The organism is Agrobacterium sp. GW821-FHT02D03, assembly GCF_059421725.1.
This window is the reverse complement of sequence record NZ_JBWKVN010000001.1, coordinates 1,353,168-1,378,286: the sequence shown is the minus strand read 5'-3', so window position 1 is coordinate 1,378,286 and position 25,119 is coordinate 1,353,168. Positions and strand designations below refer to the sequence as shown.

The following is a 25,119-nucleotide window of genomic DNA, read 5'->3' as shown; positions in this document are numbered from 1 at the left end:
CGCCATGCGGCTGCACCACCTTGCTCTTTCGGCCCTGGCTCTCGCCTGCTTCGCCTCGCCTGCCTTCGCCGGCACGCTGACCGACGCCACCTTTCACAGCAATGCGCTGAACGCCGATCTCCCGGTGAACATCTATCGCCCGGATGGCGAACCGCCGGAAAATGGCTGGCCGGTGCTCTATCTGCTGCACGGCCATGATGGCGACCAAAACAGCTGGCGCGACCTCGGCAATATCGAAAAGACGCTGGACGGCATGATCGCCGCCGGCACCATCCGCCCGCTGGTCGTCGTCATGCCGGGCGTGAAGAACAGCTGGTATGTGAATTCCGCCGCCGTCGATGGCCCGGGCGATTACGAGACCGCCATCACCGGCGATCTGCGCGTGCATGTCGAAAAGACACAGCCGGTCCGTAAGGACAGGCAAGGCCGCGCCATTGCAGGCCTCTCCATGGGCGGCTTCGGCGCGCTGCATCTGGCTTATGCGCACGAAGATCTCTACGCCGCCGTCGCCAGCCTGTCGGGCGCCATCTGGCAGAACGTCCCCGCCTCCGATCTCGACAAGACCCCGGCAGAATTGAAACTCATCCAGGACAGCGCCTTCTTCCATCGCGTCGATCGCGCCACCATCACCAGCGGCATCGTCCTGCCCTCCACCGGCGACCACTTCTCCGGCGCCTTCGGCACGCCCTTCGATGCAAGGCTCTTTAACGAAAAAAACGTCTTTACCCTCGTCGCCCAGCACATCGCCGGATCCCAGGACCTCCCGGCCACCTACCTGACCGTCGGAGACGACGACGGCTTCTACCTCTGGCGCGGCGCAGTCGCCCTGCACGAAACCCTACAGGCCGACAACCGCAAATCGGAATTGCGCATTACCGATGGCGATCACGTTTGGTCGTTGTGGAAGGTGTCAATTGTCGATGCGTTAAAGTTTGTGGATGCGGAGTGGGGCTATACAGCGTCGAGGGAGTGACTAGCACTTGTCCGAAAATTTGTAATCGCTAGGAGGACGGCATCACAGGTGAAATAGAGCAATCGACGTAGTTTCCCTCCGATTGCACAACGCGTCCTCCTACTATGTATAGAGAACTTATGATTTACGAATACCAATGGGTTGCCTCCAGCAGTAATCGTTTTAACTTGATAATGATCTAGTATCTTAATCGTGAACCGAATTCATTACCCCAATATATATATTAAGGGAAATTTCTTCATTTATTAGCAATGCTTTTTAACCTAGCATTACGTTTTGTAAGGAAATCAAGATATTTCTTCGCAGAATCCACCAAAGATTTGTAGTGAGCGTAAATCTTAGTTTTTCTTATCTGGCTAGCTGAAGTCTTTTCAAAACTCATTATACGCAGTGTGAGACCATGGTATTTTTTCAGAGGGATATTGTTTATAATATCAGGGTCCTCCTTGATATCAAATAGCGATGGAAACATTTCACGGTTCACTACATTTAATACGGAAGATTCAAACCTTCTCCATTTTCTTTCGTCAGAAACGCGTATCATCCTAACTTCATAAAGCTCGTCTACGCCGAATTCCTGCACAAACGAAGTAACCAGTTTCTTGGGATTACGATTACGAATAACATAGAACTCTTCAACGAACTGCTTAAGCTTGGGAATTAAATATTTATTATAAAACCTTTCCGCTCCTATTTCTGAAAGAATTTTTATATACCGTTCGCTATCGATATTTTTTTGGATAATTGAGTCATTATATTCATAGTAATCAATAATCTCCGTCAAAGAAAGGCATGAAGCAGCAAAATACTCCTGAAATGTCCTATGTATATAATTGTATTTACCGCCGTCCACAACTAACATGCAGTAATTTTTTGCCAAGTCGATCAATAAGTCGTCTGGAGATACATTTAGCTCCGCAAGTTTAATCGCTTTCTTTAAGTAAAAAATTGCCTTCTCTGGAGTGTAGTCATATCGCTCTTCCAAGAACGATATCGCACAGAAATAGCCGACAACAGCTTCTAGATCCTTCATCTTGATAGGACAAAGCACCTCACGTTGATACTCGCCTGACTTCATTACGTCGTGACCCCGAAACAAAGTCTCGAACGCCTTATAGTAGAATGTCCCTATATCGTTCGGGAATTCTACGAACTGATCAGAAGTAAACAACATCACGTAAGTCATAAGCGGGTTTTGCAAATACGATATATGACTTTCATATATGCTTTCTTCAACGTTTTTATAAAACCTGTCACGAAGATCATTCGGAAATTGAGATTTTGCGATCAGACTCAAGCAACGCTTTTTGTTCAAGGGAGCAATATTCAGCTCAGTGAATTCATTCCATGCAGCGAACCGCTCGTCCGGGCGACCTGAAACTACGATCCTTAACCTCGGAAAATTGTAAGCTAGTTCGTCAATTTGTTTTGATACTTTAGGCTTCATGTTTGCGTAAAGCTCGTCGTAGCCATCTAAGAAAATTATCGCGCGGCCATGAGAAAAAAGTTCTTTTACAAAATCCCTATCGAAAAAAGAAATATGCGGTGTAAACTGTTCAACAATACTTTCAAAGATTGATTCACCGGAGCTATTTATCTTTCTCAACTCTAGGAAGACAGGGATTCGTTCTCCTTCGCCTTCACAAAAGCGCAGAAAGGATCTCTTCATGAAGAAAGACTTCCCGGATCCAGCGGTTCCGGTGATTATAGTCTTTTCGTACTTTTCACTATAGAAGATTTCGCTCTCAGTTACCCGTTGCGAAGATTCCTCAATCTCGAATTCTGAGTCTTCATAAATATCAACAAGCTCAACAGGCTGAAACCTATTTACGATAGTCTTCACCTTGCCAAACTTAGATCTATTGACCTCAAAATAAGATTCAAACCCCAGCTGCATATCGACCCTGGTATAGTTCAGCGCTTTTTTTAGAATTCCAGAACAGGCGTCATACACCGTATCCCCTGCCCTTTTTCCGAACTGATTCATCGACGATGCAATTGTCACAGTAGTTGTAATTACCACAGAATCTCCCCCCAAGATATTTAGCAAAACGTAAATAAATCCGAGGTTGTTTTCAAGCTGACGTACGTCGAGAAAATCTGTTAATTAGGCCTCATTACATATCTTTTCGGAACCAAATCGACCTCCGCCCGTTCTTTCCCCGAACAAAATGTTCAGCATACAAAAGGGAAGAAACATCCATGAAAAACAAGGTTTTCGCACTCGCTGCCGTTGCAGCGCTGACCTCCTCCGTCGCTTTCGCCCAGACTGCTGCACCTGCCGCTCCGGCTGCAACTGCACCAGCCGCTGCAGGCGCTGATGCGATGATGTCTGGTCCAGGCTTTACCATGGGCACGAAGCCAGCCGGCCCGCTGAAGTTTGTCAACGTGCAGAAGACCGACCTGACCGCTGATCAGCTCGAAGGCATGAACATCTACAATGCCCAGAACGAAGAGATCGGCGAGATCGAAGACGTTGTCATCGGCGACGGCAAGGCTGTCATCGGCATCGTTGCCAGCGTCGGCGGCTTCCTCGGCATCAATGAGAGCTATGTCGTTCTCGACCCGACCTCCGTTGCCATTAACAACGACAATGGCACGTGGAAGGCTCACGTCGACACCACCAAGGAAGCGCTGCAGAACGCGCCGAAGCTGGACTACGACAAGCTCGACGATTGATTGATCGCACGCGCCCTCGGGCGATCGATCAACGGCCCCTGCGCTCTACGCGCAGGGGCCTTTTTCATGCGCGCTTGAGGCTTGGAGTATTGAGCGAGGATCGCGTCCCGGTCATTGCCGCGTCTCGGTTGTCTCGGGCTTCCGTGGAGGGAGATCGTCTCGAGAGTCACATGCGGTGTGCGCGGGCAAACCACGTACAGCATCGGCCCGAAAATCGGACTCGATTTTCAGAAAACACGATGCGTCGATGCAAAAGAAACGCGTTCTTTGTGCCTCCAATAGGACGCACGGCGCTTTAGCATCAACCGCATCCGCAAGCCGCTTGCCCGCTGACCATCACTTCGCTTATCGTCCCCCGCATGATCAACAGGACTTTCCGCTTGCCCAGTTCCCGCCCCCTCGCCGCCCTTGCGTGTTTCCTCCTGGCATCTCTGATACCCATGGCGGCGCAAGCCCAAACCGCGAACTGGCAACCCTCCGAACAGATCAAGACCTATGCCATATCCGGCAGTTCCGGCATCGAGCTCTATCGATCCATCGGCGAGCGTGGGCCACAGGCCGGTGTCCAGGCCGTTGCCCACACCACCTTCAAGCTGACGTGGCGGCGCGATTACCGCCCGCAGCCGGATGGTGCCTGCATCCTGGCGACCGCGCGACCCAACCTGACGATCATCTACACATGGCCGAAGGCGCCGGCGAAACTGCCAGCGGATGTTGCCACCAGCTGGCAGCGCTTCATTGCCGGCGTGGAAAAGCACGAACGCGTGCATGGCGAGCATATTCTCGACATGGTGAAAAAGATCGAAGCCTATAGCGTCGGCCTGCGGGCGGAAGACGATCCCAAATGCCAGAAGGTGCGCGCCGTCTTACAGCAACGGCTAAAGGAGCTTTCCGACGAGCAGCGCCAGCGCGGGCGGGATTTCGACAAGGTCGAACTCACCAATGGCGGTGCGGTGCATCAGCTCATCCTCGCACTGGTCAACGGTCCCTGAGGAACGTCCGGCGGAGGCCGGTCGTGGTTCAAATCTGAACATGGATCGCAGACCGCAGGCATCCACATTGCCGGGCATGGCACCACTGCGCTTAGGCGAACGACGTTACTCCGCCGCCTCGCCTTTCAGCACAGGCTCGGCCAAGATCGCCCGTTCCAGCTCGTAGGAATAGCCTTCCAGCATCGTATAGGCCTGTTCGATGACCTCGATCTGATGCTCGGCATTGCGGATCGCTTCGGCAAGTGACTGGCTGCGCGCGCGCAGCATAGAGCCCAGCACATCCGTTTCCGGCTTCATGCCAAGTCGGTCCATATGCTTGCGCACGCGGGTGCGATGGCGTTCAAGCTCGAGAATATGGAAGCGGCTCTTGAGAATATCGTCGGTCAGCTTGCGCCGCATGGCCGCAACAGGATCGAAACTGCCCGGCTCGCGCTCATCGAGAATGAACTCGTTGACCAGCGTTTCCAGCATCAAGAGACCCTTCAGATCCTTCGGATCGGCCAGTTGCGGATCATAGCCGGTATCGTCGAACACCTTGCGGCGCACCGGGTCCTTCAATAGATCATAGGCCAGTTGCAGCTTGGCGAACTGGTCGGCATCCCCGCCGCTGTCCGGATGGGCATTCTTCGCCGCCTTGCGATAGGCAGCCTTGATCGCAGCCTCATCGGCCTCGCGCTCAACACCCAGCAAAACATAAGGATCGATCACCGAAACACCTGTACTCGCATTACCGAAATCCGCCTTTGCGGGTGATACCACGCACAAGGGCTGGCGGGATCATACGCAATTTTCACCAGCCACGGCACCCCTCGCCTGCGGTTTTGAACGTAAAACGCCAAACCACGGAAGAGCGCGCAGCAACTGAAACGGCGCGCCGAAGCCAATCACCCGCAAATTTGTCCGGCGCGTGACCATGATAGGCGAAGGAGGGACAAAATTGTGGAAAGCCCGGCAATAAAGAAATCAGGAGCAATGGGAACGGCAACGCAAAGATGAAGTCTGACGGACCAAATTGCAGACGCTCATTCGAAAACAGCAACAGGCACGCGCTTTTTGCCTCGCATGGTCGCCCAGATAGAAAGCCCGATCCCGACGAACAGCGTTTCCATAAAGGTCCCGGCGGGCGCAATATGGTAGGCGAATACGGTGATGGTGCTGACAAAACAGATGGCGATCGCCAGCACGGAACATAGGAGAATCACGAGGAAACGGAGCCATCCCGCATAGGGGTGCACCGCGATACGCTTTGACAGCTGAAAAGGCAGCAGCCAGCAGGCCAGGTAAATCAGCCCCCAAACGATCACGAAAGCGGCTTCGAACATTCTCTTCCTCCAGGCGACGACAGCGAGGCCTATTCTATGCCTGCGATTGAAACATCCGGCCAGAGGCGTGCGAGAAAATGCCGAGTCAGCCGGATATGGCTTTCTGGCTCGGGTTCTGTCGCTTATTTGCAATCTCCTGGCACAACGGAATAGGCATCTGCGCCACCATCCCATGTGTAAGAATATATAATCTTGGTTGCTCGACCCGCGTCTAAATCCGGCTTCCAAATCTGGCAAAGCCCTTGCAGGTTCTTTTGCTTCACCGCGGAAACTTTGAAGTCGGGCGGGATGGCACCCACCAATCTGAAGCGGTACTCGACACCACCGGGTATGATTTTCGTCGCCTCGTGGATGGTGAAATCATCAAGCTTTCGCGGCAGGCCATCGTTTAAAGCGGCGTCCTGAATCGCGGGTTTGATCAGATTGCTGGTCACGGGGACAGAAACCGCAACCGCAATCCCAGCCGCGTACCTCCACGCATTCGTAAACCCCCATCGCTTCAGAATCACACCGAGCAGACCACCAACCAGTCCAAAGAGGGCGCCGAAAATTGCGCTCAATGCAATGCTTGGCAAACCCGCAAGAAAAACCAGAAATTCGCCCATCACTCAGCCCTCATGAGATGAGTGACGATAGGGCATACGAAGAGACAATGAAAGGATCCCTCGCCGGGACGATGGGTATAAGGAAGGCCGAAGTGTCGAAGCAAGCGCTGCTCTTATCAGTGCCGTAATAGTGGCTCTGCAGCGTGCCTAATGCCGAGCGCGGACGACAGCAAAATGGCAGCAAATGAATGCAGGATGATCCATTTTCGTGTTGCATGTGGCAGTCCACCGCAAACGTTGAGAACAGCTTTGCAACGCAATGCGACATATTTTAGGGAGGAAACGGCTCCAAGCCGTTGATTTTACTGGTGCCCCCGGCAGGGTTCGAACCCGCGACCCCCTGATTACAAATCAGGTGCTCTACCAACTGAGCTACAAGGGCAAGCCAGTGCCGCCGAATTATCAGATTCCCCCTCTATGTAAAGAAGAAATTTGTCCGTCCGGCCAAAAAGGGAAGCGATCTGTTTGATAGATGAGGCCAGACCAACCTTCTCACCCAAAAGAGCTTCCATCGGTTCGCCAGGCAAAAAGCTTGCGCTGCTGGAAAAAGTGTGGCTCTGACAACCGCACTGAGGCTGAGCATCAGCCGGAACGAACAGGAGCATGACGATGAGCGAATTGACGGTAGCGGACGCGACAGATCGCATTTACGACTCGCTGCGCGCAGACAATGCCGATATCGATCTGCACATCGCCAACCTGAAGGCGGCGCTGAAGCACGAGGGCTTGAAGGAAGCGACCTTCGACGCATCCAGGCTCTCGCACAACAACCGCTCCGGGCGGAAGTTGATGCAGGCCTATTTCCGCCAGCGCGGCGTGACGGTGAAGTTCGAAGGCGTGTAAAGCGCCTTACGCTTGATCGTCACGGGCTGCAACCTCGACGTCCCGATGATCGGGTTTGGCCCGAACATCCAAAAGCCGTTATGTTCGCTGCGGGGATGATGCAGATCACGCGACCTCATTTCGAAATCGCCGTTCAGCAACTTGGCGTCCTGAAAGCCTTGAGAGCCTATGACCCCAAGGTCGCCGGGACGCCGCCTCTTGGCGTTGAGACAGAGAAGAGCGATATCGACATTCTCTGCCATGCGCCGGACCCCAACGTGTTTTTGACGGATGTTCAGAACTCATACGGCACGATGAGCGACCTGCGGATATGGCAGTGGATATCCAAGGACCGACCAATCATCGTAACCTTTCATGCGCATGGCTGGGACTTCGAGATCTTCGCAAGCCCTCAGCCGGTTGCGCTCCAAAATGGCTGGCGTCACTTCGAGATCGAAAGGCGGCTTCTTGCCATCGGCGGTCAGGGCTTCAAAGATGCGATCAAGCTTTTGCGACAACAGGGGATGAAGACTGAGCCGGCTTTCTGGTCGGCCCTGAAACAATCCGGCGATCCCTATACAGGGCTGTTGTCTCTTGAAACGGCAACGGACGATGCGCTTCGCGAGAAATTGGCTCGCTTAGGCTTCGGCCGAGGCCATTGTGTTTCAGACAACTAGAGCTTTTACCGATCGCTGAATATCCAAAGGCGAATGCCTGCGGATCGCCTCACCCCAAATCCAGCGTCATCACCACCGGGCAATGGTCCGATGCCTTCGGCCGATCCCAGCCGGTGCGTGGATAGCGCTCCACCTCCTGCCCTGGCGGGAAGACGGTGCGGTAAGGCTGCCCGCCGCGAATGATTTCCGGCACGTGCGCCGCATTCCGCTCGGCAAGGCTTTGCGACAGTAAAATGTAGTCCAGCTGGCAAAGATGCTGCTCCTGCGGCCCTCTGGAATGATACAACGTCCAGCGATCCATCACGTCGCGGCGCTGCACGGGGTTGACGGCAAAGCCATCCCTGGTCAGGAGATCGAGCGCGCTGCGCGCCTCCGTCACCGGCGTGAAGCTGTGGCCGGTCCGGCGGTTGCCGGCGATGACGACTCGCTCCTGATAATCGTTCATGTCGCCGCAGATGGCGAAATTGCTGTGGCGTACCTGATCCAGACCGAAGCGATTCTCGATGATGCGACGGATCGCGCGCACTTCCGCCTCGCGGATCGGCATGGTGCCAAGCCGCGCATCGGTGGACTCGCGGGCATTGCTCATGGATTTCAGGTGGGTGACGAAGAGAGAGAAAGGCTTGCCGCCGATCTTCAGCTCAAGCTCCAGGCAATCGCGCTTGAAGATCTTGTCATCAATGGCATTGGTCAGCGCCAGTTCTTCGTTGAACAGGTCGAGATTGCGATAGGTGAGTGCTGCATGGCTGCGAATATCGACAAGCTCGATCTTCTCGCCATCCAGCGTCTCGTCACGCATGACCACCGCCACATCAATGCCGCGGCTGTCATTGCCTTCCACGAGATATTTGTGGCGGTAGCCATTGCCGACCATGCGGTAGAGATAGCCATATTCAAAGGCCTGCAAGGCCGCCATGTTATCGACTTCCTGCAGGCAAAGAATGTCCGCGTCGGCATCGGCAATGGCGAGCGCCGAAAGCTGGCGCGTGTCATCGGTAGAAGCCAGCATCCTCGCACTTTCCAGCGCATTATACGTCGCCTCGTCGCGCACATCGAAAAGCTGCATGGCGCGATCGCGACGGGTCTGGTTGCGAAACCCGGTGAAATCGAACCGGGTCATCAGGTTCTCGATATTGAAGGTGGCAAGCCGCAGCGACATGAATCATTCCCGAATGAATGCCCAACTTAGTCGCTTCTGACTGGAAGCCAAGTGACCCAGGTTATAATCGCCAGGCCGAGCGGATGGCGACGGGATAGATCGCCCCGAGTGCCGCGGGCTCCCGAGAATAGGCACGCAGTGCCTGCCCATCCGGCAAGGTGAGGCGCAGCGCATAGCGCTCGCCCTCATATAGAATGCTGCTCACCCGGCAGGCGATACCCTCGGCGTCTTGGAGCACGTCTTGGGGACGGACAAGAATGTCACTTGTCGGAGATACCCCCCTTTCAGCCTGCATGGCTGTTTTCAGCATCTCCCAATCCAGCGCCCGCGGCGCAGCCTCCGGGAGCTTGAGCGAGACAATGGCGCCCTGCCCCACCAGCGAGCCGACGAGCCGTCCCTCAGGTCTTGCATAGAGCTCTGCCGGAGGCGCCATCTGCAACAGCCTGCCTTCCGACATCACTGCAACATCTGTCGCAAGCGCCATGGCTTCGGCCTGATCATGCGTCACATAGACCATCGTCGCGCCGGAGGTGGCGTGGAACTCGCGAAACGTCTCTTCCATTTCCTGGCGAAGATGCCGGTCGAGATTGGCAAGCGGCTCGTCGAGAAGCACGACGTCGGGCTCGGTCACAAGGCAGCGCGCAAGCGCGACGCGCTGCCGCTGCCCGCCCGAAAGCTCCGATGGGCGACGCTCGGCGTAAGCATCGAGCCGCACGGTTGCCAGCGCATCCATCACCTTGCGGCGGTAACGCTCACCGGAAATGCCACGCACCTTCAGCGGATAGCCGGTATTTTCCGCCACCGTCATATGCGGCCATAATGCGTAGGACTGAAAGACCATCGCCATGTTGCGCCGCTCCGGCGGCACCATGCTGCCGGCATCCGCCAGCACCCGCTCACCCAGAAGGATCGCCCCGTCGCTCGGCTGCTCGAAGCCTGCAATCATCCGCAGCACCGTCGTCTTGCCACAGCCGGAAGGACCAAGCAGCGCCAGAAAGCCGCCTTCGCGGATCGTCATCGACACATCATTGACCGCAGGCTTGCCGCCGCCGAAGCTTTTCGACAGGCGGTTGAGGATCAGTTTCGCCAAGGCACAACTCCCTTCGGCAGCTTGCGGCCGAGCAGTTCGAGCAGCAGCATCAGCACGATCACCATCGCCACCACCAGCACGGAGAGTGCCGAGGCGAGATCGAAACTGCCGCTATCGTCGAGATTATAGATCACCACACCAAGGGTCTGCGTTCCCGCCGACCAGAGCAGCGCGGAGACGGTCAATTCGTTGCAGGCAATCAGAAAGACCAGAATGACGGAGGCGCCAGCGGCGGGGCCGACGAGCGGCAGGATGATATCCTTCATCCGTCTCCAGAAACCGGCCCCCGAAAGCCTCGCCGCCTCCTCCAGCACCGGGTCGAACTGGGTGAAAGCGCTGACCATCGGCTTCAGGCTCACGGCGAAGAAGGAGGAGAAATAGGCCAGCAGAATGATCCACAGCGTGCCGTAAAGCGTGATGCCGACAAGCGGGATCGGGGCCGCGAACAGCAGCACGTAGGACACGGAAATGACCACGCCGGGCAGCGCATAGGGAATATCCACCAACGCTGACAGCAGGAACATGAAACGGCTTTTGCCCCGCACAAGGAAATAGGCCGTCAGCACAGTCACCAGAAGGAGACACAAGGAGGTGACTGTCGCCAGAAACAGCGAATTGATGAAGGCCGTGCGGGTCACGGCCTGCCGCAACAGGATTTCCTCGTAAGCATGGATCGTCGCGGTCTTCAGCGTCAGCGGCACACCATAGGCCGGAGCGAGCGAACTTGCGACCAGCGCCGTCAAAGGCGCGACGAGGATGATGAGTATGGAGAGCCACAGAAGGGCCTCGACGACCAGACGCCATGTCCCAAGCTGGAAGGTCGCCGCCTTGCCGGAAAGCCCTATGACACGATAATCGCGCCCTTTCATAGCCCGTTCCTGGATGGCGAGGCCGAGAACCGAGATGATCGCGATCATGCCGGACAGCATGGCGATATCGCCAAAGGTGCTGCTGCCGAAACTGGAGAAGCGGCTGTAGATCAGCGTCGGCAGGGTGAAGATGGAGGCCGGTATGCCGAGAATGGCTGATATGCCGAAGTTGCCGACACCGGAGACAAAGGCGATTGCGGCACCGGCGATCAGCCCCGGCATGGAGAGCGGCAGGATGATGTCCTTGAGCACCCGCCAGGAGGATGCACCCGAGAGCTTCGCTGCCTCGATCCCATCCTGCGGCAACGCCAGCAACCCGGACCGCAATGAGAGATAGACGAGCGGCGCATGCTGGACGCCGAGCAGCAGCGAAATGCCGAAGATCGAATAGAGCGGCTGTGCAGAGCCGAGCGGCGGCGCAAGACCGATTGCCTTCAACAGCGTGCTGGAAGGTCCCGTCATGCCGATCCAGGACAGCGCCGTCACCTGCGGCGGTATCATCATCGGCAGCATGAAGAGGAAGCTCAGCAGAGACTTGCCGCGAATATTGCAAAGCGTCAGCGCCAGCGCAAAACCGCCGCCAATCGCAAGCGAGATCAGCATGCCAAAAAACGAGGTGGAGAGCGTGTTGACAACGGCTTGCCACAAAGCCGGATCGCTCAGCAACGGCCACATGTCACCTTTGAGTGACGAGATGATGCCGGTATAGGCCAGTCGCCCCAGCGGCAAGGCGCTGAGCATAAAGACGACCGTGACGACAAAAGGAAACAGCCAGCGTGGCTGGCTGCTTCCATGGGTTGAAGAGGCTGGCATAGATAAGGATCAGCCCTTGGAGCCGCCGAAGATATCGGAGAAGGTCTTGAGGTCCTTTTCGGAATTCTTCAGCGCTTCTGCCGGGTTCAGCGGCAGCACCTTGATCTGGTCGCGAGAGGGGAAGCCGGCTGGCAGGGCAACATCGTTGCGCGCAGGAATATAGCCCAGCTTGACGAAGCCTTCCTGTCCCTTGGTCGACAGCACGTAATCCACGAACTTCTTGGCCGCATCCGCATGCTTGGTGTGGGCAAGGATGCCAACCGGCTCGGTCACGGCAGACACGCCTTCGCTCGGAAACACGAACTCGACCGGCGCGCCCTTGGCCTTTTCACGGATCGGCATGTAGTCGACAACGACGCCATAAGCCTTCTCGCCGGAAGCGACGGATTTCAGAACCGCGCCGTTACCACCGGCAGCAATCGCGCCATTGTCCTTCAGCGCCTTGTAGTAATCCCAGCCAAGGCCTGGCACGGCCGCCAGCGTCTGCGCATGGATCAGAGCCGCACCGGAGGTCAGCGGGCTCGGCATGGTCACGAGGCCCTTGGCTTCCGGCTTCTCAAGATCCTTCCAGCTCGTCGGCTTCATCGCAGCCTGCGTGTTATACATGATGCCGGTGGTGATGAGCTTGGTGGAGTAATAATAGCCACCCGCGTCGAACAGCGTGGCGTCATAATGGGCCGCTTCCGGCGACTTGTAGGCCATCAACTGGCCGGCCTGCTTCATGCGTTCCAGCGTCACGGTATCGGCGATCAGCAGAACGTCGGCAACCGGATTGCCCGCCTCGATCTCGGCCATCAGCTTCGCCATGATCTTCGGCGTTCCGTCGCGCACCCATTCGACATCGATACCGGGATTGGCGGCCTTGAAGCCATCTACGGTCGCCTGGGCATCCTCATTGGGCTGGCTGGTGTAGAGTACCAGATCGGCAGCATTTGCGCTGCCCATGAGAAGACCGAGCGACACGACGGCAGTGAAGGCTGAAAGAAGCGTTTTCATGAGTGCGGTCCCTGTTTGAAGCTGGGACCGCTAAAACACACCTGCATAACATGTATGTGACAGACAGGATTTGACTGTCACATTCGCGGTTAAAGCGTGACCTTTCCTTCGATCAAAGTCGTCACCTGCCCGCCGACCCAGATGTCGTCGCCGATCTTGTCGACGCTGACGCGCCCTGCCCGACCAAGAGCAGTCCCTTGGCTGGCAATATAGCGATCAGGCGCCACACCAGCGCCGATCAGCCACTGCGCAAGGCCAGCATTGAGGCTACCGGTCACCGGATCTTCGCCACCTTCAAAGAAAGCTCGGACTTCGAAGTCTGCATCGATCCCGTCTTCCGCTTTGCAGCGCGCGACGACACCGACTTTGAAGCCACCGATTGCAGAGAAATTCGGCTTGATGGCAAGAACATCGGCGCGGCTCTTTAGAAGCAGCGACACCCAACCCGGACCATTATCCGTCCAGCTTGCATCCAGGATCACCTCAGGCGTGAGCCCCAGTGCCGCTGCCACCTGCGAAATAGATGTTGGATCGACCGCGCCGAACTTCCGCAACGGCGGAGCCGCAAAAGCAAGCCTTTCGCCGGTGATCCTGATCTTGATCAGACCTGCCTCGCATTGCTGGATGATCTCGTCTTTGCCTGTCTGCCCGGAATGCGAGCGATAGACATGGCAGGTGCCGAGTGTGGGATGACCGGCAAATGGCAACTCGCCCACCGGCGTAAAAATCCGCACACGGTAGTCCGCACCCTCAACCGTCGGCTTCATCAGAAAGGTCGTCTCGCTGAGATTGGTCCAGTTGGCAAATGCAGCCATCTCCTCATCCGACCAGTCATCGGCATCGCAGACCACGGCAAGCGGATTGCCCTTCAGGGGCTTGGCGGAAAAGACATCGACTTGATAGAAGGGGTAGGTTCTGGCCATGGCGCATATCCTTCACATGGAAAGCGGAGGTGTTGCGCGATGCGTGGCACCAGCGCAAAGATCCTTTAGATGATGGAGCGAAGGCTCGCTTCGAATGCTGGCCGCTTTCAAAGTCGGCCAGCATCAGTCTGTCATCGTGAGAAGGGACACCGCCCTTCCCTGACCTCACACGATCGGCATCGTCGCTCTGGTCGTGGTCTCGGCATTGGCGATCAGGCGGCCGAGCCGCTTGATGCCTTCATCGATCATCTGCTCATTGGCGCAGGAGAAACTGATGCGTAGCGTGTTGCTGCCCGAACCATCGGCAAAGAAGGCCTTGCCTGGAACGAAGGCCACGCGCTCGCTGGAGAGCGATTGCGCCAGAAGCTCCGCACCGTCAAGACCTTCCGGCAGCGTCACCCAGACGAACATGCCGCCTTCCGGCTTCGTCCAGCGTGCCGTCTTCGGCATGTATTTGTCGAGCGCGGTCAGCATGGCGTCGCGGCGGGCGCTATAGGCAGCCTTGATCTTAGCGACCTGACCGTCGAAACCGCGGGATGCGACATGCTCGATCGCCATCTGGTTGATGGTGGAGGAATGCAGGTCGGCAGCCTGCTTCATCAGAACCAGCTTGCGGATGACCGGCATTGCGGCAACGACGAAGCCGACGCGAAGGCCCGGCGCCAGCGTCTTGGAGAAGCTGCCGGAATAGATGGTACGGGTCTTTTCGATACCGCCATTGCGCTCGATGTCCAGCGCCATGATCGGCGTGACAGGCTGACCGTCGAAACGCAGGTTCTGATAGGCCCCATCTTCGATGACCGCGATATCGAGCTCATCGGCGAGTTCCAGCAGTTTCTTGCGACCTGCCAGATCGACCGTCTCACCCGTCGGGTTGGAGAAATCGGCAGAAAGATAGGCGAACTTGACGGAGCCACCGGCCTTGGTCGCGTTGTCGCGATAGGTGTCAGGCGTGCGATTGCCGCCCGGGTTCAGCTGGTCGTAGTTCGGCTCATAGGCGTTGAAGGCAGACAGCGCGCCGAGATAGGTCGGCCATGTGACAAGTGCCGTATCGTTCGGCGACAGGAACAGCTTGCCGAGATAATCCAGCGCCTGCTGCGAGCCGGACGTGATGAAGACGTTATCGACCGAGCATTCAATGCCGATCTTCGCCATGTCCTTGACGATCCATTCGCGCAGCGGCTTGTAGCCTTCGCTCACCGAATACTGCAGCGCTGAATTGACCTGCGGACCGGAGAAGATGTCCGCATAGGCTTCCTTGAATTCCGCATCGGGAAACAGCGCCGGATCGGGAATACCGCCCGCAAAGGAAATGATGTCGGGTTGGTCCAGAAGCTTGAGAAGCTCCCGGATTTCGGACGCTTTCATCCGCGACGAGCGGGTGGCGAAGATTTGTTCCCAATCGAGCATGGGTCTGTTTCCTCATATTTCGTTTTATGACGCAAACATGTACAAAAACATCGATAGGTCAGCAATACTGACTTATCAGTTTTCGGTACGGTTTATGAGATTTTTTGCGTCCTCTCCCAAGTTGCGGACTTCCCATACAATCTCTTCGACGACTTCACAATCTGCTCGGCAGTGGATTGACGGGCGGCAAATTTAAGGATGGATTGCGCACCGATTGATTTGCTGTCCGGAGGAGACGAAATGCTCAAGAATATCCACCCTGCGCTGAACGCCGATGTGCTGCACGCGCTGCGCGCCATGGGCCACGCTGACACGCTCGTCGTGACCGACACCAACTTCCCATCCGACAGCATTGCCAAGCACACCGCCGTCGGCCAGGTGCTGCGTATGGAAAACCTCACCTCGGCCCAGGCGATCAAGGCGATCCTCTCGGTCTTCCCGCTCGACACGCCGCTGCAGCCCTCCGTTGGTCGCATGGAAGTCATGGGCGCACCGGATCAGATCGAGCCGGTCCAACGCGAAGTCCAGGCTGAGATCGACGCTGCCGAAGGCAAGTCGGCACCGATGTACGGCATTGAGCGCTTTGCTTTCTACGAAAAGGCCAAGGACGCTTATTGCGTCATCACCACGGGTGAGCTTCGCTTCTACGGCTGCTTCATTCTGACCAAGGGCGTGATTTATCCAGCGGCATGATTTAACCGCGAGCGCAGCGTGAACTGAAAATTCCGGCTTAGCGAACCATTAGGCCTGGGGCAGTTCTCGCTCAATCAGATCACCGTTCTCGAGTTGCGCGATGGACTCGCGCAGCCTTTTTCTATTGGCTTCACTGGACAACAGGTGGGATGTTTCATCCAGATTGACGCCAACAGGCGTCCCCCCTTCCAGCTTTCGCATGCCATCCTGATCAGGCACAGAGAATGATGCGTCGTGTTCATGCATGATATCGCCCTTCCCAATTCCCGCACATGGAACCAGCTTTCTCTGATATCAGCAAGAAAAAGGGCGCGGAAGTTTCCCTCCGCGCCCTCGCATTTTCCGTGTGCTTGGTCTGACAGCGCAGGCTCCAAACCGTCTTAGTTGACAGCCTTGTCGACCAGCTTGTTCTTGCCGATCCAAGGCATCATGCCGCGCAGCTTCGCGCCGACTTCTTCGATCTGGTGAACGTCGTTCATGCGGCGGATACCCTTGAAGCGGGCAGCACCCGAACGGTATTCCTGCATCCAGTCAGAGGTGAACTTGCCGGTCTGGATATCGTGCAAAACGCGCTTCATTTCAGCCTTGGTTTCGGCAGTGATGATGCGCGGACCAGTGACGTATTCGCCCCACTCGGCCGTGTTGGAGATCGAGTAGTTCATGTTGGCGATACCGCCTTCATAGATCAGGTCGACGATCAGCTTCACTTCGTGCAGGCACTCGAAATAGGCCATTTCAGGCGCGTAGCCGCCTTCGACCAGCGTTTCGAAACCGGCGCGGATCAGTTCGACGAGACCGCCGCACAGAACGACCTGTTCGCCGAAGAGGTCGGTTTCGCACTCTTCCTTGAAGTTGGTTTCGATGATGCCGGAGCGACCGCCGCCAACGCCACAGGCGTAGGAGAGCGCAACTTCAAGAGCGTTGCCGGAAGCGTTCTGGTGAACGGCAACGAGGCAAGGAACGCCGCCGCCCTTCTGGTATTCGCCGCGAACCGTATGGCCTGGGCCCTTCGGTGCGATCATGACGACGTCGACCGAAGCCTTCGGCTCGATGAGGCCGAAGTGAACGTTGAGGCCGTGGGCAAATGCAATCGCAGCGCCATCGCGGATGTTGCCGGCAATCTCGGCCTTGTAGATGTCGGCCTGCAGTTCGTCAGGCGTTGCCATCATCAACAGGTCGGCCCACTTGGCAGCTTCGGCAACGGTCATGACCTTGAAGCCGTCGGCTTCTGCCTTCTTGATGGTCGGCGAACCGGCCTTCAAAGCGATGACGACGTTATTGGAGCCGCTGTCCTTCAGGTTCAGCGCATGCGCGCGGCCCTGCGAACCGTAACCGACGATGGCGACATTCTTCGCCTTGATGAGATTGAGATCGGCATCACGATCGTAATAAACGCGCATTTCTTGGTCCTTCCCTATTCAAAACCAGATGATTGAACCGGAGCTCAGGCGGTTTTGCCGCCCTTTTCCGAATGTACCTTCTCCGTCCCGTAAAGCGTCAGGAAGGCGGCAACCGCCTTCCGTGCCCGGGCAGAAAAATCCTTGGTCTGCGCCTCACCGAGCAGCATGCGCACATGCAAGTCGGAAACGATCAGGCCGTAAAAACTACGATAGGCATCTTCCAGATCGTCAAAACGCAGGTAGCCGCAACGGCGACCGGCTTCGATCAGACCACGGGCACGCTTGTCGATCTGACGGCGGCCACGTTCCAGTAGAAGATTGCCGAGCTTCGAGCCATCGCGGCTCGCCTGCCCGATGGCCAGACGGTTGAGCGCCAGCGACACGTCGCCAGCCAGAACGTCGAGCAGATCATGGGCAAAGACTTCGAGGTGATCGACAAGCTGCGGCGCGGTGACGCGATCGCCCGCCTTTTCAAAGGTGCGGACCTTGCTCTGCTGGAAGCTGATCATCGCCGCCAGCAGACCATCGCGGTCGCCAAACCACTTGTAGAGGCTTTCCTTGGAACAATTGGCAGCGCGTGCCAGACCAGAGGTCGTCAGCGCCTTTTCTCCACCCTCGACCAGAAGACGCAATGCCTGCTCCAGAACGGCGTTCTGTCGCGGCGAAAATTCCTGCGCTGTGATCGGATCGGTCCCCACCTTGTCCACTCCACTCTCGATTATGTACCGTACGGTACGGTTCGAGCGACATTTAAGCGGAGCGCTTCTCAGGGTCAAGAAGATTTTTGAACCCATGGTGCGAATTGACGCGCCGCAATATAAGGCGGGTTGAAATTTAGAGATGGAACAAGGGGTTACGCCGTGGCGTCGAACGTCACGCGCGCCTGCTTCACCGCATCATGATGATCGAGCGCCCAATTGATGACCTGCGACAAAGGCAGATAGAGCGACCGCCCGAGCGGCGTCATGCTATATTCCACGCTGGGCGGCTTGGTCGGAAACACCTCGCGGTGAATGTAGCCATCACGCTGCAGATCACGCAGCGTCTGGGTCAGCATCCGTTGTGAGATATCGGGCACCATGCGCCGCAATTCACCGAAGCGATAGGGGCGCTCGGCGAGCGCCTGCAACAGCAGCGTCGACCATTTACCGCCGATATGATTGAGCAGATCGCGCACGGGGCAATTGTCGAAATCGAGATTGGCGAAATCTGGAAGAGGCGCTGAGGCCTGAGCGGAAGCACTCGCTGCTGTCGGCTTCAACCGTGAGACTGTCGCGCCCATGGCGGTGGTTCCCTTCTGGTAACGTAGGGCGTCAGAAATGCCTCCTTTACAGCACCGGGTCAATTCTTATTTTAGAGCTACTCTCTTTTTGAGACCAACAAAGGACAGATATTATGAGCAAGATTCTCGTGACCGGCGCCTCTGGTCATCTCGGCCAGGCTATCATCCGTCATCTCCTGGAAACCTATGAGGTTCCGGCTGCCAACATCGTTGCGGCCAGCCGCGATACGAGCAAGCTCGCCGGTCTTGCCGCAAAGGGTGTGGAGACACGCGCTGCCGATTTCGATGATGCATCCTCTCTTGAGACGGCATTCCAGGGGATCGACACGCTGCTCATCATTTCCACCGACGCTCTTGCTGTTCCAGGCCAGCGCCTGACGCAGCACAAGGCAGCCGTTGCCGCCGCGACCAAGGCCGGCGTCAAGCATCTTGCCTACACGTCGATGCCGAACCCGGACAAATCGCTCGTCACCTTTGCCCCTGACCATCTGGGAACGGAAGAGGCGGTCAAGGCAAGCGGTCTTCCCTACACGATCATCCGAAACGCCTGGTACCTCGACAATTACCTTCACGGCATGCCGCATAATCTGGCAGGTGGTCAGTGGTTCACCGCATCGGGCAACGGCAAGGTCTCCAATATCTCGCGGGATGACTGCGCCCGCGCAGCCGGAGCCGCCCTCGCCAAGGGCAAGGCGGAAAACAAGACCTACACGCTGACGGGACCGGAACTGCTCGATGCAGACCAGATTGCCGCACTCGTCTCCGAGGCAACCGGCAAGCCGCTCACAGCGGTCAAGGTCTCACCCGAAGACCTTCAGAAGGGCATCGAAGGTGCTGGCCTTCCCGGTTTTGTCGCTGCAATGCTGGCCTCGGCGGATGCCAATATCGCAGCCGGCAACTTCGAAATCCTGACCACTGACTACGAAACGCTGACGGGCAAGAAGCCGCAGACCTCCGCGGAGTTCTTCAAGGCCCACAAAGCCGCTCTGATCGGCTGACATGGTCTGCCTCCCATACCCCGGCCTAGAGCCGGGGCATGGGAAGCCGGATCACTCTGCAGCGGTACTCATGCTCTCACGCGACGCTTCCACATCGCGCGCTGGCGACAGGCCGTAGACGCGGGCATATTCCCTGCTGAACTGCGACGGGCTCTGGTAGCCCACCCGGTGACTGGCAGTGCCCGCATCCAGCCGTTCCAACAGCATGAGGCGGCGCGCCTCATGGAGGCGCAACTGCTTCTGATACTGCACAGGCGTCATCGCCGTCACCGCCTTGAAATGCTGGTGGAAGGACGAGACGCTCATGCCGACCCGTTCTGCGACATCCTCGATACGGATCGGGCGGGCGTAATTCTCACGAAGCCACGCGATTGCCCGGGCAATCCGATTGCCATGGCTGTCCGCCGCCAGAATGCTCATCAACTGTCCACCTGCGGGGCCTGTCAGAATGCGGTAGAGAATCTCCTGCTCGATCAGAGGCGCCATGGCAGGTATATCGGCTGGACGATCGAGCAAGCGCAAAAGCCGCGTCGTCGCGTCCAAAAGCTCGGGCGTTGCGGCATTCACCACGATGCCACGCTGGCTGAGGACGGCCGTTGGCGGGCGAGCGATCTGCGCCCGGCTCATCACGTCGAGAAGCTTCTCACTGTTGATCGCAATCGAAATGCAAAAATGCGGCACCTCGTAGCTTGCCTCCACCACACGCCACGCCACCGGAAGATCGAAGGAGGTCAGCAGGTAATCCCCTGCCCCGTAATTGATGGTGTCGGTGCCGAGTTGCAGGCTCTTGGCGCCCTGAATGACCATGGCGAAACAGGGATGATAGCTGCCGTGGCAAGGCGCACTCGGGCTTGAGCGTTTGCTGAGCCGCAAGGCATCGATGTCGGTCGTCACTTCCCCCTCGGCCTTGGCATAGCGGGCGGCAATCGAGACGATTTCCTGATAAGGGCTGAAAGGCAGCGTCATGGGCGAAAACCTTGGGGCAAACGGCAATTCCGTTGAGACATATCTAAAATGCCTTCCCCTCTTCGCAAAGAGGGCGCACCGCAATTTTGTAGAATTATGCAAGAAGCTCGGAGGATCGCTCTAACGCTCTTTCATGTTCTAGGCGCATGATCGACCATCCCATTTCCCAATTGAAAGGAACTTCAGATGGCCACTGCAAGAGGTTATGCTGCAACAGACGCATCCAAGCCGCTTACACCGTTCACTTTCGAACGTCGCGAGCCAAACGAGGACGATGTCGTCATCGACATCAAATATGCAGGCATCTGCCATTCGGACATTCATACCGTTCGCAACGAATGGAAGAATGCGGTCTATCCCATCGTCCCCGGTCACGAGATTGCTGGTGTCGTGACGGCCGTCGGCTCCAAGGTTACCCGCTTCAAGGTTGGCGATCATGTCGGTGTCGGCTGCTTCGTCGACAGCTGCGTTGGCTGCGCCAGCCGTGACGTCGACAACGAGCAATACATGCCGGGCCTCGTCCAGACCTACAACTCGGTCGAACGCGATGGCAAGACGGCGACCCAGGGCGGTTACTCCGACCACATCGTCGTCAAGGAAGGCTATGTCCTGTCCATTCCGGACAACCTGCCGCTCGACGCCTCTGCCCCGCTTCTCTGCGCCGGCATCACGCTCTATTCGCCGCTCAAGCACTGGAACGCAGGTCCCGGCAAGAAGGTCGCTATCGTCGGCATGGGTGGTCTTGGCCATATGGGCGTGAAGATCGGTGCAGCCATGGGCGCGGATGTCACCGTGCTGTCTCAGTCGCTTTCCAAGAAGGAAGACGGCATGAAGCTCGGTGCGAAGGATTACTACGCGACAAGCGATGCCTCGACCTTCGAGAAGCTCGCCGGCACCTTCGATCTTATCATCTGCACCGTATCGGCAGAAATCGACTGGAACGCCTATCTCGGCCTGCTCAAGGTCAATGGCTCCATGGTGGTGGTCGGCGCGCCTGAAAACGCGATTCCCGTCCATGCCTTCTCGCTGATCCCAGGCCGCAAGAGCCTCTCCGGCTCGATGATCGGTTCGATCAAGGAAACCCAGGAAATGCTGGATTTCTGTGGGCAACACAACATTGTCTCCGAGATCGAGAAGATCGACATCAAGGACGTCAACGAAGCCTATGAGCGCGTGCTGAAGAGCGACGTGCGCTATCGCTTCGTCATCGACATGGCGACACTCGACGCCTGATCCAAGCGTCACAACACGTAGACAAAACCGAGGCGGGACCTGATCAGGACCCGCCTCTTTTCGTTAGAGAGTCTTTCCCACAGGCTGCGCCTCATCCTTCAGCGTGTCACGCTGGGTAATCAAACGCGCACTGTGCTGACCGCTGAGGTAGATCCACAGCCAACTCCAGGCGACGGCGAGCCTCGAGCGTGTTCCGATGAGGAAGTAGATATGGGCAAGGCCCCATATCCACCAGGCGATGACGCCCTTCAGCTTGATCTTGCCGAAATCGATGACCGCAGCTCGCTTGCCGATGGTGGCAAGGTTCCCCTTATGCACATATTTGAACGGCGCGGGCTCCGCCTTCCCCGTCAGTCGCGCCTTGATGACCTTCGCGACATGGTCTCCCTGTTGCTTGGCTGCAGGCGCGATGCCAGGCACGGGCTTGCCGTCTGCCTGCTGAACGGATGCCGTATCGCCGATGACGAAAATGTTCGGGTCCTCTGGAATGTGGAGATGAGGGCCAACCTCGGTGCGCCCGGCGCGGTCCGCCTTGACGCCGAGCCACTGGGCGGCGGGAGAGGCCTGTACGCCAGCACCCCAGATGATGGTCCGTGCGGGAATGAAATGATCGCCGACCTTGACGCCTTCTTCGGTGCAATCCGAGACGGGCGTCCCGAGCATGACTTCCACGCCGAGTTTTTCCAGCGCGCGTTTGCTGTACTCCGACAGCTCCTCGGTAAAGGCAGGCAGTACGCGCTTGCCTGCCTCGACGAGGATGATGCGCGTCTTGCGCGTATCGATGTTGCGAAACTCCGGCGGCAGAACCTTTTTGGCGAGATCGGCGATCATGCCCGCCATCTCGACGCCAGTGGGACCCGCGCCGATGACGACGAAGGTGAGATAGGCCTGCTTGACCTCCTCCGTCTTCTCCAGCTCGGCACGCTCGAAGGCAAGAAGCAACCGCCTGCGGATTGTCGTTGCGTCCTCCAAGGTCTTCAGACCAGGGGCATGTTTCTCCCAAGCGTCATTGCCGAAATAGGCGTGGCGCGCACCGGTCGCGAGCACCAGCGTATCGAAGGAGACCGTCTCGCCATGGGTCAGATGAACGGTGCGGTTCGTCCGGTCAATGCCGGATACCTCGGCAAGCAAGGTCGAGACTTCGGGTCTGTCGCGAAACAGATGGCGGATGGGCCATGCGATCTCCGATGTCGAGAGTGCCGTCGTTGCGACCTGATAAAGAAGCGGCTGAAAAAGATGGTGGTTGCGGCGATCGATCAGGGTGATCCGTGTCGGCACACCCTTCAGACCATGGACAGTTTGTAGCCCGCCGAAGCCTCCCCCAACGACGACGACATGATGTTCCTGCACAAGACTTGCCCTCATTACAATCAGAAAATCAAACCGCGCAGGTTGTACGCGGTTTCATTGTAGGGGCAAAAATTGACGTGAGTTATGAAATAGCCTGACCGCAGGCCCGGCAAAAACGCCGAACCGTTTCGGCCATGCCATATTCGAGAGCATCTGCCGTGAGGCCGTGGCCGATCGATACCTCAGCGAGATGAGGAATGCGCTTCACCAGCGCCGGAAGATTGTCCACGGTAAGATCGTGTCCGGCATTGACGTCAAGTCCGAATTCCTTCGCAAAATCAGCCGTCTGTCCGAGTTTTTCAATCCAACGTTCAGCCGCTTCCGGGTCATCATAGCAGCCGCCATAGGGACCGGTGTAAAGCTCGATCCGCGCGGCGCCCGTGGCTGCTGCCATTTCCATGACGGAACGGTCTGCATCGCCGTCGGCGAAGAGCGAAACCCGCATGCCGCCTGCTTTCAGACGCGAGGTGACATGCTTGAGAAAATCACCATGCTTGCGAAAATCCCAACCATGATCGGAGGTCGCCTGCGATGGATCGTCCGGTACCAGCGTCACCTGCTCCGGCTCATTTTCTTCGCAGAGCAGAAGGAAGTCCTCAGTGGGATAGCCTTCCATGTTGAATTCGGCTTGCGGAAACTCGTCATCGATCAACGCCCTAAGCAGTGGCAAGTCCAGAAAGCGGATGTGGCGCTGGTCCGGTCGTGGATGAACCGTCAGTCCGCTGGCCCCCGCCTGCAGCGCGATACGTCCGAATGACGCCACATCCGGCCAGGGCAAGTCGCGCCGGTTACGCAGCATGGCAATCGCGTTCAAATTGACGGACAGTTTGGTCGACATTTCATTCCCCGGCGTTCATGGTGAAGGGCGCTGCATGACGACCCAGATCGGACGTCATCTCTCCCCTTATCGCATCATTTTGCAAGCCACCAAAAAAAATCGAGATTTTTGTGGAACCATCTTCACGCGCGCGCATTTTCGCCCCTAAGGATCGGGGACCGACATGACGCAATCATTTTCATTAGAAGACTCTCATATCGATTTGAGTTTAGACGCCGCTTTCGCTACTGATATGGGCGCAGCCGCCATGCCGGAGCTGGATGTCCGGGATATGACCATGCCGGGCCAGGATGGCCGCGATACGGTCGTTCTCACCACCGGGTCATGGAGCAGAAAATCCATGAAAAAGGTAACCGAGACAACCGCAGCGCCGGGATCGAAGGTCTCAAAGGGCTTCCTACCGGACGTCAAGGTTCCATCTTCCCTCCCGCCAGAGCCCGTCGTCATCGCAGACATGGCAAACCTGTTCGGGGTCACGCACAGAACTCTGCATTTTTATGAAGAGAAGAAGATCCTCTCCTCCCGCCGCATGGGGCTGATGCGCATCTATTCGCACCACGACGTTCGCCGTATGGCCGTCATCAACCTGCTGCGCGATATCGGCGTCGCGGTTGCGGTCATTCAGGAGATTATGGGCAGGCTTGATCATGCCCCCTCCCAGGAGGCAGCAGACGACATTTTCCAGACTGCGCTTGAAACCCGCAAGCGCGAATTGACGCTGGAGATTTCCACCGTTCATCGCCAGATCGACCAGATCAGCAACCTGATGGACGTGTCTGACGAGACCTATCCCGAGCCTGTCTACGACACGGTTTCCAATCTGACGGAGCAGGAAAAGTACTGCCTCGAATTGATGGCGGAAGGCTATTCATCGACACGCCTCAGCCGCAGCCTCGGCATGTCGGCAGATGAGCTGAGCGGGCTGGAAGAAGGCCTTCTTGGAAAGTTCGGCGTCAACAACCGCTTTCAGGTGGTCGCAAAAGCGCTGACAATGGGCATCATCGAACACTGAGACGCACTGACAAGACC

27 protein-coding genes and 1 tRNA gene are annotated in these 25,119 nt (G+C 57.1%); 9 read left to right on the top strand and 19 right to left on the bottom strand.

The features are described from left to right. The first annotated feature begins 4 nt into the window (after nt 1-4). The gene (locus AC07U5_RS06390; protein WP_494722578.1) at nt 5-973 is read left to right on the top strand and encodes an alpha/beta hydrolase; all 969 of its coding nucleotides are present in this window, start codon (nt 5-7) and stop codon (nt 971-973) included. A gap of 238 nt (nt 974-1,211) precedes the next feature. On the opposite strand, the gene AC07U5_RS06385 is transcribed toward AC07U5_RS06390, so the two are convergent. Next, on the bottom strand, nt 1,212-2,996 hold the full coding sequence (locus tag AC07U5_RS06385) for an NACHT domain-containing protein (RefSeq protein WP_156356430.1): 1,785 nt from the start codon (nt 2,994-2,996) through the stop codon (nt 1,212-1,214). Nucleotides 2,997-3,175: 179 nt separating this feature from the next. On the opposite strand from AC07U5_RS06385, the gene AC07U5_RS06380 reads away from it, so the two are divergent. Together AC07U5_RS06380 and AC07U5_RS06375 are read left to right on the top strand one after the other, a co-directional pair. Further along, nucleotides 3,176-3,652, top strand: coding sequence for a PRC-barrel domain-containing protein (locus tag AC07U5_RS06380; RefSeq protein WP_062440716.1), 477 nt, complete (start codon nt 3,176-3,178; stop codon nt 3,650-3,652). 440 nt (nt 3,653-4,092) lie between these two features. Continuing rightward, the gene (locus AC07U5_RS06375) at nt 4,093-4,644 is read left to right on the top strand and encodes a DUF922 domain-containing Zn-dependent protease (protein ID WP_494723265.1); all 552 of its coding nucleotides are present in this window, start codon (nt 4,093-4,095) and stop codon (nt 4,642-4,644) included. Between the two features lie 105 nt (nt 4,645-4,749). On the opposite strand, the gene AC07U5_RS06370 is transcribed toward AC07U5_RS06375, so the two are convergent. The 4 genes from AC07U5_RS06370 to AC07U5_RS06355 form a co-directional block, all read right to left on the bottom strand. Then, entirely contained in the window at nt 4,750-5,352 is a 603-nt protein-coding gene (locus AC07U5_RS06370; RefSeq protein ID WP_062426650.1) for a J domain-containing protein, read from the bottom strand. Between the two features lie 314 nt (nt 5,353-5,666). Continuing rightward, complete coding sequence (locus AC07U5_RS06365) at nt 5,667-5,966, bottom strand: hypothetical protein (RefSeq protein ID WP_494722577.1); 300 nt, start codon at nt 5,964-5,966, stop codon at nt 5,667-5,669. A 122-nt stretch (nt 5,967-6,088) separates the two neighbouring features. Next, nucleotides 6,089-6,571, bottom strand: coding sequence for a hypothetical protein (locus AC07U5_RS06360; RefSeq protein WP_494722576.1), 483 nt, complete (start codon nt 6,569-6,571; stop codon nt 6,089-6,091). Between the two features lie 306 nt (nt 6,572-6,877). After that, nucleotides 6,878-6,953, bottom strand: a tRNA-Thr gene (locus AC07U5_RS06355). A gap of 227 nt (nt 6,954-7,180) precedes the next feature. On the opposite strand from AC07U5_RS06355, the gene AC07U5_RS06350 reads away from it, so the two are divergent. Both AC07U5_RS06350 and AC07U5_RS06345 read left to right on the top strand, forming a co-directional pair. Next, nucleotides 7,181-7,414 carry a hypothetical protein gene (locus AC07U5_RS06350; protein WP_494722575.1) on the top strand — a complete coding sequence of 78 codons (234 nt, stop codon included), beginning with the start codon at nt 7,181-7,183 and terminating at the stop codon, nt 7,412-7,414. 98 nt (nt 7,415-7,512) lie between these two features. Continuing rightward, nucleotides 7,513-8,070, top strand: a complete 558-nt coding sequence (locus tag AC07U5_RS06345) for a DUF4269 domain-containing protein (RefSeq protein ID WP_494722574.1) — start codon at nt 7,513-7,515, stop codon at nt 8,068-8,070. 49 nt (nt 8,071-8,119) lie between these two features. Here the strand turns inward: AC07U5_RS06345 and AC07U5_RS06340 are convergent, their stop codons facing one another. The 6 genes from AC07U5_RS06340 to AC07U5_RS06315 form a co-directional block, all read right to left on the bottom strand. Beyond that, complete coding sequence (locus AC07U5_RS06340; RefSeq protein WP_494722573.1) at nt 8,120-9,229, bottom strand: endonuclease/exonuclease/phosphatase family protein; 1,110 nt, start codon at nt 9,227-9,229, stop codon at nt 8,120-8,122. A 61-nt stretch (nt 9,230-9,290) separates the two neighbouring features. After that, nucleotides 9,291-10,319 carry an ABC transporter ATP-binding protein gene (locus AC07U5_RS06335; protein ID WP_494722572.1) on the bottom strand — a complete coding sequence of 343 codons (1,029 nt, stop codon included), beginning with the start codon at nt 10,317-10,319 and terminating at the stop codon, nt 9,291-9,293. Then, nucleotides 10,307-12,001: an ABC transporter permease gene (locus AC07U5_RS06330; RefSeq protein WP_494722571.1), complete on the bottom strand. Its 1,695-nt coding sequence runs from the start codon at nt 11,999-12,001 to the stop codon at nt 10,307-10,309. Before AC07U5_RS06330 ends, AC07U5_RS06335 begins: the two co-directional genes overlap by 13 nt. Nucleotides 12,002-12,010: 9 nt before the next feature. Beyond that, nucleotides 12,011-12,997, bottom strand: a complete 987-nt coding sequence (locus AC07U5_RS06325; RefSeq protein WP_494722570.1) for an ABC transporter substrate-binding protein — start codon at nt 12,995-12,997, stop codon at nt 12,011-12,013. A gap of 89 nt (nt 12,998-13,086) precedes the next feature. Further along, entirely contained in the window at nt 13,087-13,920 is an 834-nt protein-coding gene (locus AC07U5_RS06320; RefSeq protein WP_494722569.1) for a PhzF family phenazine biosynthesis protein, read from the bottom strand. A 165-nt stretch (nt 13,921-14,085) separates the two neighbouring features. Next, nucleotides 14,086-15,330, bottom strand: a complete 1,245-nt coding sequence (locus AC07U5_RS06315; protein WP_494722568.1) for an aminotransferase-like domain-containing protein — start codon at nt 15,328-15,330, stop codon at nt 14,086-14,088. 240 nt (nt 15,331-15,570) lie between these two features. Here AC07U5_RS06315 and AC07U5_RS06310 point away from each other — a divergent pair, with 240 nt between their 5' ends. Beyond that, nucleotides 15,571-16,023, top strand: a complete 453-nt coding sequence (locus AC07U5_RS06310) for an RbsD/FucU family protein (protein ID WP_494722567.1) — start codon at nt 15,571-15,573, stop codon at nt 16,021-16,023. 48 nt (nt 16,024-16,071) lie between these two features. Here AC07U5_RS06310 and AC07U5_RS06305 read toward each other — a convergent pair whose 3' ends face one another. The 4 genes from AC07U5_RS06305 to AC07U5_RS06290 form a co-directional block, all read right to left on the bottom strand. Further along, nucleotides 16,072-16,269 carry a type II toxin-antitoxin system Phd/YefM family antitoxin gene (locus tag AC07U5_RS06305; protein WP_113267709.1) on the bottom strand — a complete coding sequence of 66 codons (198 nt, stop codon included), beginning with the start codon at nt 16,267-16,269 and terminating at the stop codon, nt 16,072-16,074. A 134-nt stretch (nt 16,270-16,403) separates the two neighbouring features. Continuing rightward, nucleotides 16,404-17,423, bottom strand: coding sequence for a ketol-acid reductoisomerase (gene ilvC / locus AC07U5_RS06300; RefSeq protein ID WP_062440673.1), 1,020 nt, complete (start codon nt 17,421-17,423; stop codon nt 16,404-16,406). A 44-nt stretch (nt 17,424-17,467) separates the two neighbouring features. Further along, a complete protein-coding gene (locus AC07U5_RS06295; protein ID WP_062441132.1) occupies nt 17,468-18,121 on the bottom strand; it encodes a TetR/AcrR family transcriptional regulator in 654 nt (217 codons plus the stop codon). Nucleotides 18,122-18,276: 155 nt separating this feature from the next. Continuing rightward, a complete protein-coding gene (locus AC07U5_RS06290; protein ID WP_113267710.1) occupies nt 18,277-18,705 on the bottom strand; it encodes a winged helix-turn-helix transcriptional regulator in 429 nt (142 codons plus the stop codon). Nucleotides 18,706-18,815: 110 nt separating this feature from the next. On the opposite strand from AC07U5_RS06290, the gene AC07U5_RS06285 reads away from it, so the two are divergent. Further along, the gene (locus tag AC07U5_RS06285; protein ID WP_494723264.1) at nt 18,816-19,703 is read left to right on the top strand and encodes an SDR family oxidoreductase; all 888 of its coding nucleotides are present in this window, start codon (nt 18,816-18,818) and stop codon (nt 19,701-19,703) included. Between the two features lie 51 nt (nt 19,704-19,754). Here AC07U5_RS06285 and AC07U5_RS06280 read toward each other — a convergent pair whose 3' ends face one another. Beyond that, on the bottom strand, nt 19,755-20,669 hold the full coding sequence (locus AC07U5_RS06280; RefSeq protein ID WP_494722566.1) for an AraC family transcriptional regulator: 915 nt from the start codon (nt 20,667-20,669) through the stop codon (nt 19,755-19,757). A 186-nt stretch (nt 20,670-20,855) separates the two neighbouring features. On the opposite strand from AC07U5_RS06280, the gene AC07U5_RS06275 reads away from it, so the two are divergent. Then, a complete protein-coding gene (locus AC07U5_RS06275; protein ID WP_112954283.1) occupies nt 20,856-21,902 on the top strand; it encodes an NAD(P)-dependent alcohol dehydrogenase in 1,047 nt (348 codons plus the stop codon). Nucleotides 21,903-21,965: 63 nt separating this feature from the next. On the opposite strand, the gene AC07U5_RS06270 is transcribed toward AC07U5_RS06275, so the two are convergent. The 3 genes from AC07U5_RS06270 to AC07U5_RS06260 all read right to left on the bottom strand — a co-directional run bounded on the left by AC07U5_RS06270 (nt 21,966) and on the right by AC07U5_RS06260 (nt 24,226). After that, nucleotides 21,966-23,252, bottom strand: coding sequence for an NAD(P)/FAD-dependent oxidoreductase (locus AC07U5_RS06270; RefSeq protein ID WP_494722565.1), 1,287 nt, complete (start codon nt 23,250-23,252; stop codon nt 21,966-21,968). A gap of 82 nt (nt 23,253-23,334) precedes the next feature. Then, the gene (locus AC07U5_RS06265; RefSeq protein WP_312809083.1) at nt 23,335-24,090 is read right to left on the bottom strand and encodes a pyridoxine 5'-phosphate synthase; all 756 of its coding nucleotides are present in this window, start codon (nt 24,088-24,090) and stop codon (nt 23,335-23,337) included. Nucleotide 24,091: 1 nt separating this feature from the next. Further along, nucleotides 24,092-24,226: a hypothetical protein gene (locus AC07U5_RS06260; protein ID WP_312809082.1), complete on the bottom strand. Its 135-nt coding sequence runs from the start codon at nt 24,224-24,226 to the stop codon at nt 24,092-24,094. Between the two features lie 204 nt (nt 24,227-24,430). On the opposite strand from AC07U5_RS06260, the gene AC07U5_RS06255 reads away from it, so the two are divergent. After that, on the top strand, nt 24,431-25,102 hold the full coding sequence (locus AC07U5_RS06255) for a MerR family transcriptional regulator (RefSeq protein WP_494722564.1): 672 nt from the start codon (nt 24,431-24,433) through the stop codon (nt 25,100-25,102). Nucleotides 25,103-25,119 lie beyond the last annotated feature (17 nt).